Genomic DNA, 17,767 nt, shown 5'->3' with positions numbered 1-17,767 from the left:
TGGACATTCGCCTGCGGGAGAGAAAGGTGGATACGGTGATTCTGACCGGTGTTCTGACGGACATTTGTGTCCTGCATACAGCGATTGATGCCTATAATCTGGGCTATCAGATTGAGGTGGTCGCACCGGCCGTGGCTTCCATTTCGGAAGAAAATCATCAATTTGCCCTCAACCACTTGCAAAATGTCCTCGGTTCGACTATAATAGATACAATTTAAGAGTAAAAGAGAAGCAGAGTAGGCTTGCTGACTTGCACAGAGAGTGCTGATAGCTGAGAGCGGCGCCAAGGGAGCAAGAACCGAAGAACATGCTTCAACATCTTTTGTGTGACCAAGCACAAACGCTGCTCCCGTTACGAGCCCAGAGGCCGCCTTTTAAGGCGGCGAATAACAGTGGTACCACGGCTCTCGTCTGTTTTTAGGACGGGAGTTTTTTTATTTTGTAAGTGCAGAAGTTCAATGCTTATGCGAGCGATATGCTTACTTTCAGAATGTCACATTGATAAGAGAGGGAAAACATGAAAGAAATTTTTATCGGTAATTACGGTCTGGCTCAAGTCGGACAGACCCTGACAGCGACTGGCTGGGTAGCCAATATCCGCCATCACGGCAAACTGGCCTTTATTGAGCTGCGGGACCGAGAAGGGCTGCTGCAGGTCTTTGTCAGCGGTGAGATTGCAGATTTTACCAAGCTGGAAGAGCTCAAGAAAGAAGATGTCCTTGCAGTGACCGGGCAGGTCGTCCAGCGTGAGGAGCGCTTCGTCAACAAAGCCATCAAGTCCGGTCAGGTGGAGCTGCGGGCGGAGAAGATTGAAGTCATTGCCAGCAGCAAGCCCCTGCCCTTTGAGCTGGACCAGCATGCCCATACGGGAGAAGACCTGCGGCAGCGCTACCGCTATCTGGACCTGCGCCGCGAGCAGATGACCAATAATCTCAAACTTCGCCATCAGGTGACGTCAGCAATTCGCGATTATCTCAATCAGCTGGATTTCTTGGAAGTAGAAACGCCTTACCTGACCAAGTCAACGCCAGAAGGAGCGCGCGACTTTTTGGTTCCCAGCCGGGTCTTTAAGAATCAATTCTACGCCCTGCCGCAGAGTCCGCAGATGCTCAAGCAGCTCCTGATGGGGGCTGGTCTTGAACGCTATTATCAGATTGTCCGCTGTTTCCGTGACGAAGACCTGCGGGGCGACCGCCAGCCCGAGTTCACACAGGTGGACTTGGAGCTGAGCTTTGCCAGCGAAGAGGAGATTCGGGCGCTGGTCGAGGCTATGCTCAAGGCCGTTGTCCAGAAAACGCGCGGTCTGGAGCTGCCCCAAGCCTTTCCGACCATCAGTTATGAAGAGGCTATGAGCCGTTTTGGCTCAGACAAGCCGGATACCCGCTTTGGACTCGAGCTGAAAAGTCTGACAGACTTATGCCGGGACAATGACTCGCTCCTGATCAAAAAGGCCTTGGACAGCCAAGAAGAGCTGATGGGGATCTGCGTGCCGGATGCGGCGGCTGCCTTCAGCAAGAAGCAGCTCAGCCATTTCTACCAAGAGGTGAAGGAATTTGGCTGCAGCCGCTTGGTCAGTCTCCAGCTTGAAAATGGTCAGCTGTCCGGTGATTTAGCTTCGGCCTTGGAGGTAGAAAGCGAGGCTGTTATCGAGCGCTTTGAAGCCAGAGACGGCGACCTGATTCTGCTGGTCATGGCCAAGAAACGCCGGGCCCAGGAAGCTTTGGGTCATCTGCGCATAGAAGTCGCAAAAGCTTTAGAATTGATTGATCCGAGCCTGCTTCATTTCCTCTGGGTTGTGGATTGGCCACTACTGGAGTGGAATGAAGACCAAAACCGCTATCAGGCCATGCACCATCCTTTCACTCAGGGCATCTTTGAAGATGGACAGGAGCCGGGGGAAAATCCCGGTCAGCTGGGCAGCCGGGCCTATGATATTGTGCTCAATGGCTATGAAATCGGAGGCGGCAGCCTGCGGATTCATGACAGGAAGGCTCAGGAAGCGATGTTTGAGCTATTGGGCATGAGCCGGGAAGACTATGAGCGGGACTTTGGCTTCTTCCTTGAAGCCTTGGACTATGGCTTCCCGCCGCATGGAGGTCTGGCTCTGGGCTTGGATCGCTTGGTTATGATTTTGGCTGGGGAAGAAAATATCCGCCAAGTCATTGCCTTTCCAAAAAACGGCACCGGCTTTGATCCGATGCTGGAAAGTCCAAGTCTGGTGGATCCGAGACAAGTGAAAGAACTGCATTTGGAATTGAAGAATTAGCCTCAAATGTGGTAAAATGAAATGATGCGATTTCCTGAAAGACAGCAGGAAAGGAATGGGGCTAAACTACTGAAATAAATTTCTGAATAGTCCGGCCAATACTCACGAAAGGAATTCGAGATGAAAATCACTCAAGAAGAAGTAACCCACGTTGCCAATCTGTCCAAACTGGCTTTTTCGCCAGAGGAAAGGGCGGAGTTTGCGACGACCTTATCAAAGATTGTCGACATGGTCGAACTGCTCAAGGAAGTGGATACGGAGGGCGTTCCCTTCACTTCCAATGTAGCAGACAATGTCAACTACATGCGGGAAGATGCGGCTCAGCCTGGCTGGGACCGGGAAGCGCTCTTCCAAAATGTGCCTGAAAAAGAGCGGGGCTATATCAAAGTGCCTGCTATCCTGGATGACGGAGGAGATGCCTAATGACTTTGAATCACAAGACCATTGAAGAGCTGCACGACCTGCTGGTCAAGAAGGAAATTTCCGCAGTGGAGCTGACCCAGGCGACTCTGGCAGATATTAAGGAGCGCGAAGCAGCTGTGGACAGCTTCATTACCATCAGCGAAGAAGAAGCGCTGGCTCAGGCTGCAGCTGTAGATGCTAAGGGGATTGATGCGGACAATCTCATGAGCGGGATTCCGCTGGCGGTCAAAGACAATATCTCAACCAAGGGCATCCTGACAACCGCTGCCTCAAAAATGCTTTACAACTACAAGCCCATTTTCGATGCGACCAGCGTAGAAAAACTCTATGGCCGGGATATGATTATCGTCGGCAAGACCAATATGGACGAGTTTGCCATGGGTGGTTCTAGCGAAAATTCTTACTTCAAGACGACCAAGAATGCTTGGGACAGCCGCAAGGTTCCCGGCGGTTCATCTGGTGGTTCAGCAACAGCTGTTGCCTCTGGTCAGGTTCGTCTGTCTCTGGGATCTGACACGGGCGGCTCTATCCGCCAGCCGGCTTCCTTTAACGGTGTAGTCGGCCTTAAGCCAACCTACGGCCGGGTGTCCCGCTTTGGTCTCATTGCTTTTGGTTCTTCACTGGATCAGATTGGGCCTTTTTCTCAGACAGTCAAGGAAAATGCCCAGCTTTTGAAGGTCATTTCCGGCAACGACCCGAAAGATTCGACATCCTCCAAGCAGCTGGTGCCGGATTTTGCCAGCAAGATTGGCCAGGACATCAAGGGTCTCAAGATTGCCCTGCCTAAGGAATACATGGGCGAAGGGATTGATGAGAAAGTCAAGGAAACCATTCTGGCTGCGGCTAAGCACTTGGAAAGTCTGGGAGCTGTCGTTGAGGAAGTCAGCCTGCCCCACAGCAAGTACGGTGTGGCGGTTTACTATATCATTGCCTCTTCTGAAGCCAGCTCCAACCTGCAGCGCTTTGACGGTATTCGCTATGGCTACCGCGCAGAAGGTATTGAGAATTTGGAAGATGTCTATGTCAAATCCCGCAGCGAGGGCTTTGGCGATGAGGTCAAACGCCGCATCATGCTGGGGACCTTCAGTCTGTCCTCTGGCTATTATGATGCCTACTTCAAGAAAGCTGGTCAGGTCCGGACCTTGATTATGCAGGATTTTGCCAAGGTTTTTGAAACATATGACCTGATCTTGGGCCCAACTGCACCGACAGTGGCCTATGATCTGGGCAGCCAAAACCAAGACCCGGTGGCCATGTATCTGGCCGACCTCTTGACCATCCCGGTCAATCTGGCGGGACTTCCGGGCATTTCGATTCCGGCTGGCTTTGCAGACGGCCTTCCTGTCGGCCTGCAGCTGATTGGGAATCATTTTGACGAAGCGACCATCTATCAGGCAGCTGCAGCCTTTGAAGCGACGACCGACTACCACAAGCAGCAGCCCCTTATCTTTGGAGGTGAAAAATAATGAACTTTGAAACAGTGATTGGACTGGAAGTCCATGTTGAATTGAAAACCCATTCAAAGATTTTCTCACCGGCTCCGGCCCACTTCGGTGAAGATCCCAATGCCAATACCAACATCATTGACTGGTCCTTCCCGGGTGTCCTGCCTGTCATGAACAAGGGGGTTATCGACTATGGGATTAAGGCGGCTCTGGCGCTGAACATGGACATTCACCAGAAGATGCACTTTGACCGCAAGAATTACTTCTATCCCGACAATCCTAAGGCTTATCAGATTTCCCAGTTTGATGAGCCCATCGGCTACAATGGCTGGATTGAGATTGAGCTGGAAGACGGCACAACCAAGAAAATCCGCATCGAGCGGGCCCACTTGGAGGAAGACGCTGGGAAAAATACCCACGGAGCAGACGGCTACTCTTATGTAGACCTCAACCGCCAAGGGGTGCCCCTGATTGAGATTGTGTCTGAAGCGGATATGCGCAGCCCAGAGGAGGCTTATGCCTATCTGACAGCCCTCAAGGAAATCATCCAGTACACCGGCATTTCCGATGTCAAGATGGAGGAAGGCTCCATGCGGGTGGACGCCAATATTTCTATCCGTCCTTACGGCCAGGAAGAATTCGGTACCAAGACCGAGCTGAAAAACCTCAATTCCTTTAACTTTGTCCGCAAGGGCTTGGCTTTTGAGGAAAAACGTCAGGCAGAAATCCTGCGCAGCGGCGGCCAAATCCGTCAGGAAACCCGCCGCTATGACGAAGCAACGGGTGAAACCATCCTCATGCGGGTCAAGGAAGGCTCAGCCGACTACCGTTATTTCCCAGAGCCAGACCTGCCAATCTTCGAGATTGAGGATGCTTGGATCGAGCAAGTCCGCAACAGCCTGCCGGCCTTTCCTAAGGAACGCCGGGCCAAGTATGTCAGCGACTACGGCCTGTCTGACTACGATGCCAAGCAGCTGACAGCGACCAAGGCCGTCTCAGACTTCTTTGAAGCTGCGGTGGCAGCAGGCGGTGATGCCAAAGCCGTCTCTAACTGGCTCCAAGGAGAAGTGGCTCAATACCTCAATGCCGAAGGCAAGACCATCTCTGAGATTGAGCTGACACCGGACAATCTGACGGAAATGATTGCATTGATTTCAGACGGAACGATTTCTTCTAAGATTGCTAAGAAGGTCTTTGTCCATCTGGCTAAAAATGGTGGCTCCGCCAAGGAATATGTGGAAAAAGCCGGTCTGGTCCAAATCTCAGACCCTGCCCAGCTCCTGCCAATCATTCAGGAAGTCTTTGCCAATAATGAAAAGGCCATCAATGACTACAAGGGCGGCAACAAAAATGCAGCCAAGTCCCTGATCGGCCAGCTCATGAAGGCCACCAAAGGCCAAGCCAACCCGCAGGTAGCCCAGAAGCTGCTCAATCAAGAGTTGGAGAAATTATAGAAATAAGTAGAAAACCAGTCAAGAGGCTGGTTTTTTATGTAGAAATCTAAAAAATAGCAATGAAGATATTATTAGGAGAGCTTGGGATGATTATGTTAGCTGGATGTAGTTAAAATAGTAGTCGAAAATTTATTGAAGGGAAGGCAGCTGAGTTCAGCAAGGTCTATCCGACAGAAAATTTGGAAGACCTGTTTGATAAGATTCCAGGTGGGTTTAGTATTTGAAGTGAAGACCTTTATGATGACAAGGAAAGGGAGGATCTTTGTTCCAATCTGTAAAGTTAAAAGGTAATATTGAGACTCAAAGAATTACTGGGACTATTTATGGAAGAAAGTAACTATTGATAATGATAAAGAACATACATAAATACTCTATGAAGGTGAAATTGTTTATCAAGATGGGATGATTCAATTGAAGATTCTTCAGGTAAATGTAACGATAAGGAATCCTAAACGATTGCTACAAGAATTTACGATTAATAGAGACGTCTTATCAAAATTAAAAATTGGCGTGAAAAGTTATAGTATTGGAATACATAAATAATATGAGGTAAAAAATGGGTGAAGAAAAAACAGTTACTCTTGATGCAACCATTCCAACACTAGATGCCTCTCAATTAAGCTATGAATTTGAAAAGGCCAGAATTAAGGGAGCGACTGATGATAATGTTGTAGATAGATATTTTAAGACCGAAAACAAAATCATGCCCCCTACTTTCGAATACGTGTCCAGCTTTCGTGACCCTCATACAGGAACCAGCGGGGCTGCCTTTAAAGATACTACAAGTGGAAAAACCATTATTGCTTATACAGGGACCAATCCTGATACTGACTTAGCAAATGATGCAATCTTGACAGATGGAATCGGTATTGGGGTTGGGACGGGGCATCATTATAGCTCGGCTTATCAGTTTTATGAGGATGTTCTTAAAAAGAATGACTTAAATCCAGAAGATGTTATCTTGACAGGTCACTCACTGGGTGGAAATGTCGCTCAGCGTGTCGCTCTGAAATACAATGCTCCGAAAACCATTGTCTATAACTCAGCTCCCCTCTATGTTCCCGCAGGTGCTGCTGTGGGGAATGGACTGATTGGCAATCCTTTAATAGCATTTGCTTCTGCCCAAAATATAGCGGAGATAGAAAGTGATAAAGCTAGGTTCACAGGAAGTGTCACACGGATTACGACAGAGAAAGATCCTTTGAATATTGGGGCTGTTGCCTAGATTGAATCCGAACCTTAAAACTGGTATAATTTAAGTAACTATCTTGGATTCTGAGAAGGAGGAGCAATCCATGTTTAAAAAAATTGCAATGATAATGTTATTAGGAGGGCTTGGAATGATGATATTAGCTGGATGTAGTGAAAAGAATAGTCGAAAATTTATCGAAGGGAAGGCAGCTGAGCTCAGCAAGGTCTATCCAACGGAAAATTTGGAAGACCTGTTTGATAAGTTTCCACATGGTTTTCAGATTATTAGTACTGAATCTAGACAAGAAACAGAAGATAGTCCGTCTATTAGTTTTGAAATAACACTGAATGGAAATCCAAATACTAAAGAAATAGCAGGAGAATTGGTTAAACGAAGGGCAATGACGGACTCAAATGGTCATTTAGAAGAAGAGGTTCTATTTCAAAAGGAAGTATACTATAAAGGTGGAAATCTTCATTTAGTGAGCAATAGTGATGAAGAAATTTTTAATTTAAAACACTCAAAACTATTAGTACAATTATTCACAATTTCAAATGATGAGTTAAAGAAATTGAAAGTAAAACAAAAATCATATAGTCCTGAAACTGGTTCAGCAACTATTACTTATCAAGTAAAAAATAAAATAGTGAATCAGTATATGGGATTGAATGGTGGTAATGATTTAGATATGTCAGTAAATATTTTTTATGAGACAATCCATAACAATGACTTTGGTTATTCATTGGAGTTTCGTGACAAGAATGATTACTACTATTCATATTATTCTGAAGTTATTTCAGAGAAGAAGCAGGGGGAGTAATAATGGCTCTTAAAACTTTGGATGGAAAGATCCCAACACTAGATGCCTCTCAATTAAGCTATGAATTTGAAAAAGCAAGAATTAAAGGGGTCGAAGGGACAAATAATTTATTAAGAGAATATTCGAAACAAGAAAATGTTGCAATGCCCGAGAATTTCGAGTATGTGTCCAGTTTTCGTGACCCTCATACAGGAACCAGCGGGGCTGCCTTTAAAGATACTACAAGTGGAAAAACCATTATTGCTTATACAGGAACCAATCCTGATACTGACTTAGCAAATGATGCAATCTTGACAGATGGAATCGGTATTGGGGTTGGGACGGGGCATCATTATAGCTCGGCTTATCAGTTTTATGAGGATGTTCTTAAAAAGAATGGCTTAAATCCAGAAGATGTTATCTTGACAGGTCACTCACTGGGTGGAAATGTCGCTCAGCGTGTCGCTCTGAAATACAATGCTCCGAAAACCATTGTCTATAACTCAGCTCCTCTCTATGTTCCTACAGGTGCAGTTGTTGGGAATGGACTCATAGGTAATCCTTTGTTAGCACTCGCTTCTGCAAAAAATATAGCTGAGATAGAAAGTGACAAAGCTCAGTTTACAGGAAGTGTGACACGTATTACAACAGAGCAAGATCCTCTTAATAAATGGTCTGATCGTTTTGGTGGAGTTTATTTGGGTGATGAATATGTCATTCCACATTCAGGTGGTCACTTAATGGGCGATCTGCGGGCGGTTAGTGGTGATATCCAGAAGATTGAACAGTCTACTATTGCTATAGAGAACGTCGAAAGAAGTACTCAAGTCAAATTAAAAGGCGTTCAAAGTAAAAAGAACGATTCAAAGTCAATGATATCGGTACGGGTTCTCCAAATGGGTTGTCCAAGGCAGAACTAATTGCACTAGATTCTGAGCAAGCGTTGGTCGTCGCTAGCGGTTTATCTACTGCCTCAACAGCAGCTATCACCTTTATAGAAGCAAAAGTGACAAGTGCTGTTGAGAAGGCCAAAGCATTGTACGATACTCTTGATGATGTACCTTTTGGCTTCATCCTCTCTCCCGATGAAGTCAAGCAAACCTATAACGAAAGTGGCGTGAATTATATCTCTACAGTAGAAGCGGTGGATAGTCATTGCCAATCAGTTAAATCAAATGCAGATACGATTGCAACTTCTTTTGTAGACTTGGAGACAAAAATTAAGGCAGGGGTTGAACAAATTGTTCAAAAAGATACAGAACTACAAGGATTAATTGCTCATGGATAAGTGGAGTAAGATTAGGGATAAGCTAGTGGATGCCCAAGAAGAGCTCTATAATATTAATAATAAGTTTAGAAAGTCCAAGGATGACCTGGACACCAAATGGGGGTTATTGAATGAGTTTAATAAGGGTCTGAATCAAAAATTTGATGAAAAACATTCTATTGTGTTATCAGCTTATTCAAAAATGCCTGATGCGACTGAGGACATGCTTGAAGCTGCGGTAGGAACAATTGAACGATATAGGATGGTGAATGAAGAAGAGTTTTTGACTCGGCGACATGAGCTGGAAAGAGAATATAATGACTTAGAAGATAGATATAAAAAAGAATATCGAAAACAAGAGAGGGTTATTGAGCAACTTTCTAGTGAGTTAAAATCATACCAGACAGATGAGGAACAGGAGGAAAATTGATGGGATTATTTGAAGATGTTGGCAATGGAATTTATGATTTTGCCTCAGATACACTGGATAACATAGGTAATATAGTCTCTGAACTTAACGGTATGGCTAGAGACAATATCCCAATAGTAAGGGATGTAGAAGATAGCATACATGGAGCTTACGATTGGGGGATGGATCAATTACGATCTAATGAAGCTTACAGTAAAATCGAAAAAGACTTGGAAAGAGCACTTATCCGTACTTTATATGTTCCTGCTAAAAAACGAGCAATAACTCGTATTATTAAGGGGTTTGATAAAGAAGTAAAGGAAATCGGTGAAAAAACCAAGAAAACGATTGATTCCGTAAATAATCAAATCGATTCAGAAATTAAAGGCGAGTTTTCAACTGCCACTCAGGATTCAGTTAATAAAGAAAATCTCAAATGGGAACAGTTGGTTTAGTTTTACCATAGATTCTGTTAAATTTTATATATTCTTTTACCTTCTATGTTAAAATAATAAAAAAACAAAGGAGTCTTTTATGTCGGAAATTAAAATCAAACGCGAGACAGGTTTTGTAGGGATTATTGGGAAGTTTCCAGTCTTTATCGATGGCCAGAAAGTTGGCGCAATCAAAAACGGAGAAGAGGTTGTTTTTTCAATTGCAGCTAATGAAGCAGAAGTCCGTGCGGGATCTGCTCCTATGAAAACTAAGCCAGTGACAGTTAAAGCAGGACAAACCTTGCTGATTGAAACTAATTTTACTAATTTTTCCGTTTATTTAGTAACTTTAGTGGTTGCGCTTCTATTTGGCGGATGGCTTCGTGTGATTCTCTTGATTCTTTGTATTAGCTTCCTCTTCCTTTTGCCTTTTTATACTGCTAGAATTGCAGAATAAGTCTATGACCAGCTGATGCTGGTTTTTTGTATGCTATTTTTTGACAAGATTTCTGAAAGGGTTTACAATAAAACTAACAAATTATAAAGCGAGGTATGTTTATGGCAAAAATGAATGCTGCGCGTTGGTATGGCGCTAAAGATGTCCGTATTGAAGAAGTGGATGTACCTGAGGTCCAGCCGCATCAGGTCAAGATTGCGGTCAAGTTTACCGGTATCTGCGGGACTGATTTGCATGAGTATCTGGACGGACCGATTTTTATCCCGACAGAAACTGAGCATGTCTACTCCGGCCAGAAAGCGCCTGTAACTTTAGGACATGAGTTTGCTGGGGAAATTGTTGAGGTCGGCAGTGATGTGACCCGGGTCAAGGTGGGCGATCGGGTGACAGTTGAGCCCATTTTGGCTAAGCATAATCTTGTCGGTGATTATAATCTGGACCCTAATCTAAACTTTGTCGGTTTGGCGGCAGACGGTGGTTTTGCCAAATACTGTGTTTTGGACGGAGACATTGTTCACAAAGTTCCAGACAGCCTTAGCTATGAGCAGGCAGCCTTGACAGAACCTGCTGCTGTGGCTGTTTACGCGGTCCGTCAGTCAGCTCTTAAGACGGGCGACACAGCAGTTGTTTTCGGTTTGGGGCCAATCGGGCTCCTAATCGTCGAAGCCCTGCGGGCAGCCGGTGCCTCTAAGATTTATGGAGTTGAATTATCTCCAGAACGTCAAGCCAAGGCAGAGGAGCTTGGGGCCATTATTGTGCGACCAGAAGAAGGCGAAGATACAGTGGCAGCCATTCACCGTCTGACCGGCGGCGGAGCAGATGTGTCTTATGAAGTGACCGGTGTACCAGCGGTGCTGGGCCAAGCTTTGGCAGCAGTCCACAAGGCTGGAGAATGTATGGTCGTCTCCATCTGGGAGCGCGAAGCCAATATCAACCCCAACGAATTTGCCATTCAGGAAAAGACCCTCAAGGGCATCATTGCCTATCGTCATATCTTCCCTAAAGTTTTGGAACTCATGGAGCAGGGCTATTTTGCAGCAGATAAGCTGGTGACTAAGAAAATCAAACTGGAAAATATCGTCCAAGACGGTTTTATTGAGCTGACTCAGGATAAGGCACAGATTAAAATCTTAGTATCACCTGAGTAGAAATGCTGCAGCACTACGGCACAGAAAAAGAGACAGGAAGTGGAACCCTGTCTCTTTACTTTGCCAGCATTTTCCAGAAAAAATCAATGATATAGGTCAGTCCGTAGGTATAGATGACGAGAGTGATGGGCTTGCAAAGAAGGATAATCAGCATGTACTTTTTGAAAGTCATCTTAGTCAAGGCGGCCAGCATACAGAGGAAGTCAGCCGGACTGATGGGCCAAATCATCATGAAAATAAAGAAGCGCTCAAAGCGGTTGCCTTCATCCAGCCAGCCGATGTACTTATCATAGGTGCGCCTGCTGACGACGGACTGGACAAAGGCAGGGCCATAGGTACGGGCCAGATAGAAGATGGCAGCGCAGCCGATGACAATGCCGATGTAGTTGTAAAGAGTGCCGATGATATGTCCATAGATAAAGACGCCGGCAACAGAGGTCAAAGCCCCTGGGATAATGGGCACGACTGTCTGTAAGATCTGCAAAAAGATAAAGAGGGGCGGTCCCCAGATGCCTGCCTGCTGGATAAAGGCCGACAGGGTTTCCTTTGACTGCAGGATACCTGCCTGATAAGCCCAGATGCAGAAGGCAATCGTGCCCACAGCTCCGATGATAGAGGACCAGTTGATGATTTTTTGCAGAAGAGGGGAGACGGCATTCATTTCTCTATTTTTGCCTGCCATAAAAACCTCCGTAGAATATTGCTACCTCTACTATATCATGTTTTGCGCATTTTGTAAGCTTTGAGGCAGAATGTGCCAAAAAGCCTATTTTATGCTATAATAGTGAGAATACAATTTTTGGAGAAGAATGTGGCGATTGAAGATTATATGCCCGATTTTGCGATTGAGGCAGTTTATGACTTGACAGTAGAAAGTTTGAAGAAGCACGGGATTAAGGCGGTGTTGGTGGATTTGGACAATACCCTTATTGCCTGGAACAATCCTGACGGAACCCCTGAGATGAAGCAGTGGCTTCATGATCTGCGGGATGCCGGCATCAGGGTTATTGTGGTGTCCAATAATACCAAGAAGCGGGTCCGGCGGGCTGTCGAAAAGTTTGGGATTGACTATGTTTACTGGTCTATGAAGCCTTTTACTTGGGGCATTGACCGGGCGCTGAAGCTCTTTCACTTTGAAAAGCAGGAGGTGGTCATGGTCGGCGATCAGCTCATGACCGATATACGGGCTGCCCATCGGGCGGGTATTCGATCGATTTTGGTCAAGCCTTTGGTGGAGCATGATTCGATCAAAACACAGATTAATCGGGCGCGTGAGCGCCGGGTCCTGAAAAAGATTGCTGAAACATACGGACCGATTGACTATAAAAAAGGAATGTAAGATTAGATGGAAGAACTTCTCTGTATTGGCTGCGGTGCCCCTATTCAGACAGAAAAGAAAGACCAGCTGGGCTACACGCCGCAGTCAGCACTGGAAAAGGGCTTGGCCAGCGGCGAACTCTACTGTCAGCGCTGCTTCAGGCTGCGCCATTATAATGAAATCACAGATGTCCAGCTGACAGACGATGACTTTCTCCGCCTCCTCCATGAGGTCGGAGACAGCGATGCCTTGGTGGTCAATGTGGTCGACATTTTTGACTTCAATGGATCAGTCATTCCCGGACTGCCCCGCTTTGCGGCCGGTAATGATGTGCTCTTGGTCGGCAATAAAAAAGACATCCTGCCCAAGTCGGTCAAGGACAGCAAGGTCACCCAGTGGCTGACAGAGCGGGCGCATGAGGAAGGGCTGAGGCCAGTTGATACTGTCCTGACCTCTGCTCAGAACAAGCAGGCTATTAAAGAGCTGATGGACAAGATTGAGTACTATCGCCGGGGCCGTGATGTTTATGTGGTCGGTGTGACCAATGTTGGCAAGTCTACTTTGATCAATGCTATCATTCAGGAAATTACTGGAAACAAGGAGCTGATCACGACCTCCCGCTTTCCGGGGACGACTCTGGACAAGATTGAAATTCCTCTGGCAGACGGCAGTCATATCTATGACACGCCGGGCATTATCCACCGTCACCAGATGGCCCACTATCTGTCAGCCAAGGACCTCAAATATGTCAGTCCTAAGAAGGAAATCAAGCCCAAAACTTACCAGCTCAATCCAGAGCAGACCCTCTTTCTCGCCGGTTTGGGCCGCTTTGATTTTATCTCGGGGGACAGGCAGGGCTTCACGGCTTACTTTGACAATGAGCTCCAACTTCACCGGACCAAGCTGGCAGGAGCGGATGAATTTTACGACAAGCATACCGGCAGTCTCTTGGTGCCGCCCCGCAGCAAGGAAATGCAGGATTTCCCTAAGCTGGTCAAACATGAGTTTCGCATTGATGAAAAGACAGATTTGGTCTTTTCAGGCTTGGGCTGGATTCGGGTTAGCGGACCTGCCCGAATAGCTGGCTGGGCGCCGGAGGGCGTAGCAGTGGTCACTCGGAAGGCACTGATCTAAATTTTAAAATACCATTAGAAACAAGGAAGGAAAAGGCGATAAGGAGGGATAGGCAAAGGAAGCTCCTACTCTCTCAAGCTTTTTGGAAGAATATGTCATTAACATCAAAACAGCGGGCTTTTCTCAACAGTCAAGCTCACAGTCTCAAGCCCATCATTCAGATTGGCAAAAACGGTCTCAACGACCAGATCAAGACCAGTGTCCGTCAGGCGCTGGATGCCAGAGAGCTGATCAAGGTCACGCTCTTGCAGAATACGGACGAAAATATCCATGAAGCTGCAGCGATTCTGGAAGAGGAAATCGGGGTGGATACCGTTCAGAAAATCGGCCGAACCTTGATTCTCTATAAGCAGTCCAGCAAGAAAGAAAACCGCAAACTTTCTGCCAAAGTCAAGGAAATCTAAGCAAAACGTGAATATCTATGGAGACAGCCTATGGCTATTGAATTACTGACTCCCTTTACAAAAGTGGAGCTGGAACCAGAAGTAAAAGATAAAAAAAGAAAGCAGATTGGGATTCTGGGCGGGAATTTTAATCCGGTCCATCATGCCCACTTGGTAGTGGCTGATCAGGTCCGCCAGCAGCTGGGGCTGGATCAGGTTCTGCTCATGCCTGAGCACGAACCGCCCCATGTAGATAAGAAAGAAACCATTGACCAAAAACACCGGCTGAAGATGCTGGAGTTAGCAATTGAAGGCATTGAAGGTCTGGGAATTGAAACCATTGAGCTGGAGCGCAAGGGCATCAGCTATACCTATGACACCATGAAGCTCCTGACTAAGCAGCATCCCGATACGGATTATTACTTTATCATCGGGGCAGATATGGTAGACTACCTTCCCAAGTGGTATCGGATTGATGAGCTGGTTGAGCTGGTCCAGTTTGTCGGAGTTCAGCGGCCGCGCTACAAGGCCGGGACTTCCTACCCGGTCATCTGGGTGGATGTACCGCTCATGGACATTTCTTCCAGCATGGTGCGGGATTTTCTGGCGCAGGGGCGGACGCCCAACTACCTGCTGCCTCAGCCAGTCTTAGATTATATCAAGAAAGAAGGGCTCTATTCATGACTTATGAAGATTATGTCGGTCTGACCCGGGAAGAGCTGCTGGCCAAGATGCAGACGGTGATGCCGGCCAAGCGTCTGCGGCACTGTCTGGGAGTTGAAAAGGCTGCTCAGGAATTGGCTCAGCGTTTTGGGGTTGATCCTGAAAAGGCAGCGTTGGCCGGACTGCTGCATGATTATGCCAAGAAGGTTTCTGATGAAGAGTTTCTGTCCTTGATTGACAAATACGGTCTGGACCCTGAGTTGAAAAACTGGGGCAACAATGTCTGGCACGGCATGGTAGGCATTTACAAGATTCAGGAAGACTTGGGACTGACCGATGCGGACATCCTGCGGGCTATTGAGATTCATACAGTAGGATCCAGTCAGATGTCAGATTTGGACAAGGTCGTCTATGTGGCCGACTACATTGAGCACAACCGGGATTTTCCGGGAGTGGACAGAGCCAGAGAGTTAGCCCAGCGGTCGCTCCATCAAGCCGTGGCCTATGAAACAGCAAGGACTGTGGAACATTTAGCTCACAAAGGCCTGCCCATCTATCCGCAGACTTTGGAGACTTACAATGCCTTTGTGGAGTATTTGAAGGAAATGGAAGAATAGTAAAGAGGAACTATGAAAGAACAAGAATTATTGGAACTGGTCGTGAAGGCGGCCGATGAGAAGCGGGCTGATGATATAACAGCCTTGGACTTGCAGGGTCTGACAACGGTGACAGACTATTTTGTCATCGTCAGCTCCATGAACAGCCGGCAGCTGGATGCGATTGCGGAAAACATTCGGGAAAAGGTAGCTGCTGCAGGCTTATCAGCCAGCCATATAGAAGGTGATGCAGCCGGCGGCTGGGTGCTGCTGGACTTGGGCGGCGTGGTCGTCCATATCTTTTCCGAGGAAATGCGGGCCCACTACAATCTGGAAAAGCTCTGGCACGAAGCAGCCGGTGTCGATGTAGCAGCCTTATTGGAAGAAAAAAACAAGTGATTTTTTGCTCTTAGGCAAAAAGCAGAACTCGGCTCAGTCAGCCTGCTGGCTGGGTTCTTTTTGAAAGACAGCCAAACTTTAAGAAAGGAAACGCATGGCAGCCTACGAAACATTTGCATCAGTCTATGATGCCATTATGGATGATTCTCTCTATGAGAAATGGACAGATTTCAGTCTCCGCCATTTTCCCAAGGATAAGAAAAAGCTGCTGGAGCTGGCCTGTGGGACGGGTATCCAGTCTATCTGTTTTCAGCAGGCTGGCTTTGAGGTGACGGGGCTGGATCTGAGTCAGGAAATGCTGGATTTGGCTCAGAAGCGCAGCCGTGAGGCAGGTTTGGATATTCCCTTTATCCAGGGCAATATGCTGGATTTGAGCGGGATTGGCCCGTTTGATCTGGTGACCTGCTACTCAGACTCAATTTGCTACATGGCTGATGAGGTTGAAGTTGCCGATGTCTTTCAGCAAGTTTACGACTGCTTGAACGAAGATGGAATTTTCATCTTTGATGTACATTCTACCTACCAGATTGATGAAGTCTTCCCCGGCTACAGCTATCACGAGAATGCAGAAGACTTTGCCATGGTTTGGGACTCTTATAGCGATGAGGCGCCGCATTCGGTGGTCCATGAGCTGACCTTCTTTGTACAGGAGGAGGACGGCCGCTTCACGCGCTATGATGAAGTTCACGAAGAACGCACTTACGAAATTTTGACATATGATATTTTGCTGGAGCAGGCGGGCTTCAGGAATGTCAAGGTGTACGCTGATTTTGAAGACAGGGAACCGACGGAGACAAGTGCCCGCTGGTTTTTTGTGGCGGAGAAATGAGATGGCAGTAACAGGCATTATCGCGGAGTTCAATCCCTTTCATAAGGGACACAAGTTTCTGCTGAATCAGGCGGAAGGCCTGAAAATCATCGCTATGAGTGGCAATTTCGTCCAGCGGGGCGAGCCGGCTGTCGTGGATAAGTGGACCCGGACCCAGATGGCGCTGGAGGCGGGGGCTGACCTAGTGGTGGAACTGCCTTTTTCGGTCAGTGTGCAGGCGGCGGACTTTTTTGCACAGGGAGCAGTGGAGATGTTGGATCAGCTGGGAATCGACTGCCTGACCTTCGGGACCGAAGAAATGCTGGATTATCAGGCTCTGGCCCGGCTTTATGAGGACAGGCAGGAGGAAATGGCTGCCTATCTGGCGGAACTGCCGGCATCCCTTTCCTACCCCCAGAAGACTCAGGCTATGTGGCAGACCTTTGCTGGTTTGGATTTCTCAGGTTCTACGCCCAATCATATTTTGGGGCTGGCCTATGCCAAGGCAGCAGCCGGCCGGCAGATCGCTCTGCGGCCCATCCAGCGGCAGGGAGCCGGCTATCATTCGCTGGCAGTAGACCATGCCTTTGTCTCGGCTACAGCTCTGCGCCAGCATCTGGATCAGCCGGACTTTCTGACCCGCTTTGCGCAGTCGCCGCAACTTCTGCAGGCTGCACCCAAGGTAACTTGGCAGGAGCTTTTCCCCTATCTCTGCTATCAGATTCTGACTTCTCCTGATTTGACCGTTTTTTATCAGGTCAATGAAGAGCTGGCCGTCCGCATAGAGCAGGCAGTCAAAAAGAGCCGTACGATAGAAGAATTGGTCGAGCAGGTGGCGACCAAGCGCTATACCAAGGCCCGGGTCAGGAGGATTCTGACTTATATTCTGGTAGGGGCAGAGGAAGCAGAACTGCCGCAGGGGATTCATATTTTGGGCTTCAGTCAGGCTGGACGCCAGTACCTGTCTTCTGTCAAACATCAGACCAGCCTCATCAGCCGCATCGGCAAAGAGCCCTGGGACAGTCTGACCCAGCAGGCAGACCGAGTCTATCAGCTGGCAAACCATCAGCTGAGCGAGCAGAATATTGGGCGGGTCCCTCTTATGGCCTTTTAATTGCTTTTTGAAGAGTATGAGACGTCCTGACATCAGCCAAACCGGCAGAGCTGCCGGG

General features: G+C 47.3%; 22 protein-coding genes. 21 read left to right on the top strand and 1 reads right to left on the bottom strand.

The genetic code is table 11. From position 1 onward, the window contains the following. The 13 genes from STRDD11_RS00470 to STRDD11_RS00415 all read left to right on the top strand — a co-directional run. Positions 1–218 (top strand): cysteine hydrolase family protein (locus STRDD11_RS00470; protein WP_164828321.1); only part of this gene is annotated, 218 nt, incomplete at its 5' end. Between the two features lie 299 nt (positions 219–517). After that, complete coding sequence (aspS, locus tag STRDD11_RS00465; RefSeq protein ID WP_128834315.1) at positions 518–2,266, top strand: aspartate--tRNA ligase; 1,749 nt, start codon at positions 518–520, stop codon at positions 2,264–2,266. 120 nt (positions 2,267–2,386) lie between these two features. Beyond that, positions 2,387–2,689: an Asp-tRNA(Asn)/Glu-tRNA(Gln) amidotransferase subunit GatC gene (gatC, locus tag STRDD11_RS00460; protein WP_128834313.1), complete on the top strand. Its 303-nt coding sequence runs from the start codon at positions 2,387–2,389 to the stop codon at positions 2,687–2,689. Beyond that, positions 2,689–4,155: an Asp-tRNA(Asn)/Glu-tRNA(Gln) amidotransferase subunit GatA gene (gene gatA / locus STRDD11_RS00455; RefSeq protein ID WP_128834311.1), complete on the top strand. Its 1,467-nt coding sequence runs from the start codon at positions 2,689–2,691 to the stop codon at positions 4,153–4,155. The genes gatC and gatA overlap by 1 nt, the downstream gene beginning before the upstream one ends. After that, entirely contained in the window at positions 4,155–5,588 is a 1,434-nt protein-coding gene (gene gatB / locus STRDD11_RS00450; protein ID WP_128834309.1) for an Asp-tRNA(Asn)/Glu-tRNA(Gln) amidotransferase subunit GatB, read from the top strand. The genes gatA and gatB overlap by 1 nt, the downstream gene beginning before the upstream one ends. A 556-nt stretch (positions 5,589–6,144) precedes the next feature. Then, complete coding sequence (locus tag STRDD11_RS00445) at positions 6,145–6,813, top strand: Tle-like phospholipase domain-containing protein (protein ID WP_241209261.1); 669 nt, start codon at positions 6,145–6,147, stop codon at positions 6,811–6,813. A 70-nt stretch (positions 6,814–6,883) separates the two neighbouring features. Continuing rightward, entirely contained in the window at positions 6,884–7,600 is a 717-nt protein-coding gene (locus tag STRDD11_RS00440; RefSeq protein WP_128834306.1) for a tandem-type lipoprotein, read from the top strand. A gap of 2 nt (positions 7,601–7,602) precedes the next feature. Next, the gene (locus tag STRDD11_RS00435; protein ID WP_241209260.1) at positions 7,603–8,499 is read left to right on the top strand and encodes a Tle-like phospholipase domain-containing protein; all 897 of its coding nucleotides are present in this window, start codon (positions 7,603–7,605) and stop codon (positions 8,497–8,499) included. Then, on the top strand, positions 8,481–8,867 hold the full coding sequence (locus STRDD11_RS13995) for a hypothetical protein (RefSeq protein ID WP_241209259.1): 387 nt from the start codon (positions 8,481–8,483) through the stop codon (positions 8,865–8,867). Before STRDD11_RS00435 ends, STRDD11_RS13995 begins: the two co-directional genes overlap by 19 nt. Continuing rightward, the gene (locus STRDD11_RS00430) at positions 8,860–9,276 is read left to right on the top strand and encodes a hypothetical protein (RefSeq protein ID WP_128834304.1); all 417 of its coding nucleotides are present in this window, start codon (positions 8,860–8,862) and stop codon (positions 9,274–9,276) included. Before STRDD11_RS13995 ends, STRDD11_RS00430 begins: the two co-directional genes overlap by 8 nt. Next, on the top strand, positions 9,276–9,710 hold the full coding sequence (locus STRDD11_RS00425; RefSeq protein WP_128834302.1) for a hypothetical protein: 435 nt from the start codon (positions 9,276–9,278) through the stop codon (positions 9,708–9,710). The genes STRDD11_RS00430 and STRDD11_RS00425 overlap by 1 nt, the downstream gene beginning before the upstream one ends. Before the next feature lie 79 nt (positions 9,711–9,789). Then, positions 9,790–10,146 (top strand): hypothetical protein, encoded by a 357-nt coding sequence (locus STRDD11_RS00420; RefSeq protein WP_128834300.1) that lies wholly within the window; start codon positions 9,790–9,792, stop codon positions 10,144–10,146. Between the two features lie 101 nt (positions 10,147–10,247). Then, complete coding sequence (locus tag STRDD11_RS00415; RefSeq protein WP_128834298.1) at positions 10,248–11,294, top strand: 2,3-butanediol dehydrogenase; 1,047 nt, start codon at positions 10,248–10,250, stop codon at positions 11,292–11,294. Positions 11,295–11,349: 55 nt separating this feature from the next. Here STRDD11_RS00415 and STRDD11_RS00410 read toward each other — a convergent pair whose 3' ends face one another. After that, positions 11,350–11,976: a TVP38/TMEM64 family protein gene (locus tag STRDD11_RS00410; protein ID WP_128834295.1), complete on the bottom strand. Its 627-nt coding sequence runs from the start codon at positions 11,974–11,976 to the stop codon at positions 11,350–11,352. A gap of 129 nt (positions 11,977–12,105) precedes the next feature. Here STRDD11_RS00410 and STRDD11_RS00405 point away from each other — a divergent pair, with 129 nt between their 5' ends. The 8 genes from STRDD11_RS00405 (at position 12,106) to STRDD11_RS00370 (ending at position 17,709) form a co-directional block, all read left to right on the top strand. Then, positions 12,106–12,633 (top strand): YqeG family HAD IIIA-type phosphatase, encoded by a 528-nt coding sequence (locus tag STRDD11_RS00405; RefSeq protein ID WP_241209258.1) that lies wholly within the window; start codon positions 12,106–12,108, stop codon positions 12,631–12,633. Positions 12,634–12,639: 6 nt separating this feature from the next. After that, positions 12,640–13,746: a ribosome biogenesis GTPase YqeH gene (yqeH, locus tag STRDD11_RS00400; RefSeq protein ID WP_128834290.1), complete on the top strand. Its 1,107-nt coding sequence runs from the start codon at positions 12,640–12,642 to the stop codon at positions 13,744–13,746. A gap of 92 nt (positions 13,747–13,838) precedes the next feature. Continuing rightward, positions 13,839–14,150, top strand: a complete 312-nt coding sequence (gene yhbY, locus STRDD11_RS00395; protein WP_128834288.1) for a ribosome assembly RNA-binding protein YhbY — start codon at positions 13,839–13,841, stop codon at positions 14,148–14,150. Between the two features lie 30 nt (positions 14,151–14,180). After that, entirely contained in the window at positions 14,181–14,813 is a 633-nt protein-coding gene (locus STRDD11_RS00390) for a nicotinate-nucleotide adenylyltransferase (protein ID WP_128834286.1), read from the top strand. Next, a complete protein-coding gene (yqeK, locus tag STRDD11_RS00385; protein WP_128834283.1) occupies positions 14,810–15,409 on the top strand; it encodes a bis(5'-nucleosyl)-tetraphosphatase (symmetrical) YqeK in 600 nt (199 codons plus the stop codon). Before STRDD11_RS00390 ends, yqeK begins: the two co-directional genes overlap by 4 nt. Before the next feature lie 12 nt (positions 15,410–15,421). Next, complete coding sequence (gene rsfS, locus STRDD11_RS00380) at positions 15,422–15,787, top strand: ribosome silencing factor (RefSeq protein ID WP_128834281.1); 366 nt, start codon at positions 15,422–15,424, stop codon at positions 15,785–15,787. Between the two features lie 94 nt (positions 15,788–15,881). Beyond that, a complete protein-coding gene (locus tag STRDD11_RS00375; RefSeq protein ID WP_128834279.1) occupies positions 15,882–16,616 on the top strand; it encodes a class I SAM-dependent DNA methyltransferase in 735 nt (244 codons plus the stop codon). Between the two features lies 1 nt (position 16,617). Further along, complete coding sequence (locus tag STRDD11_RS00370; protein WP_128834277.1) at positions 16,618–17,709, top strand: nucleotidyltransferase; 1,092 nt, start codon at positions 16,618–16,620, stop codon at positions 17,707–17,709. Positions 17,710–17,767 lie beyond the last annotated feature (58 nt).

It is taken from the genome of Streptococcus sp. DD11 (assembly GCF_001578865.1).
GTDB classification, from domain to species: Bacteria; Bacillota; Bacilli; order Lactobacillales; family Streptococcaceae; genus Streptococcus; species Streptococcus panodentis.
This window is presented reverse-complemented; position numbering and strand designations above follow the sequence as displayed.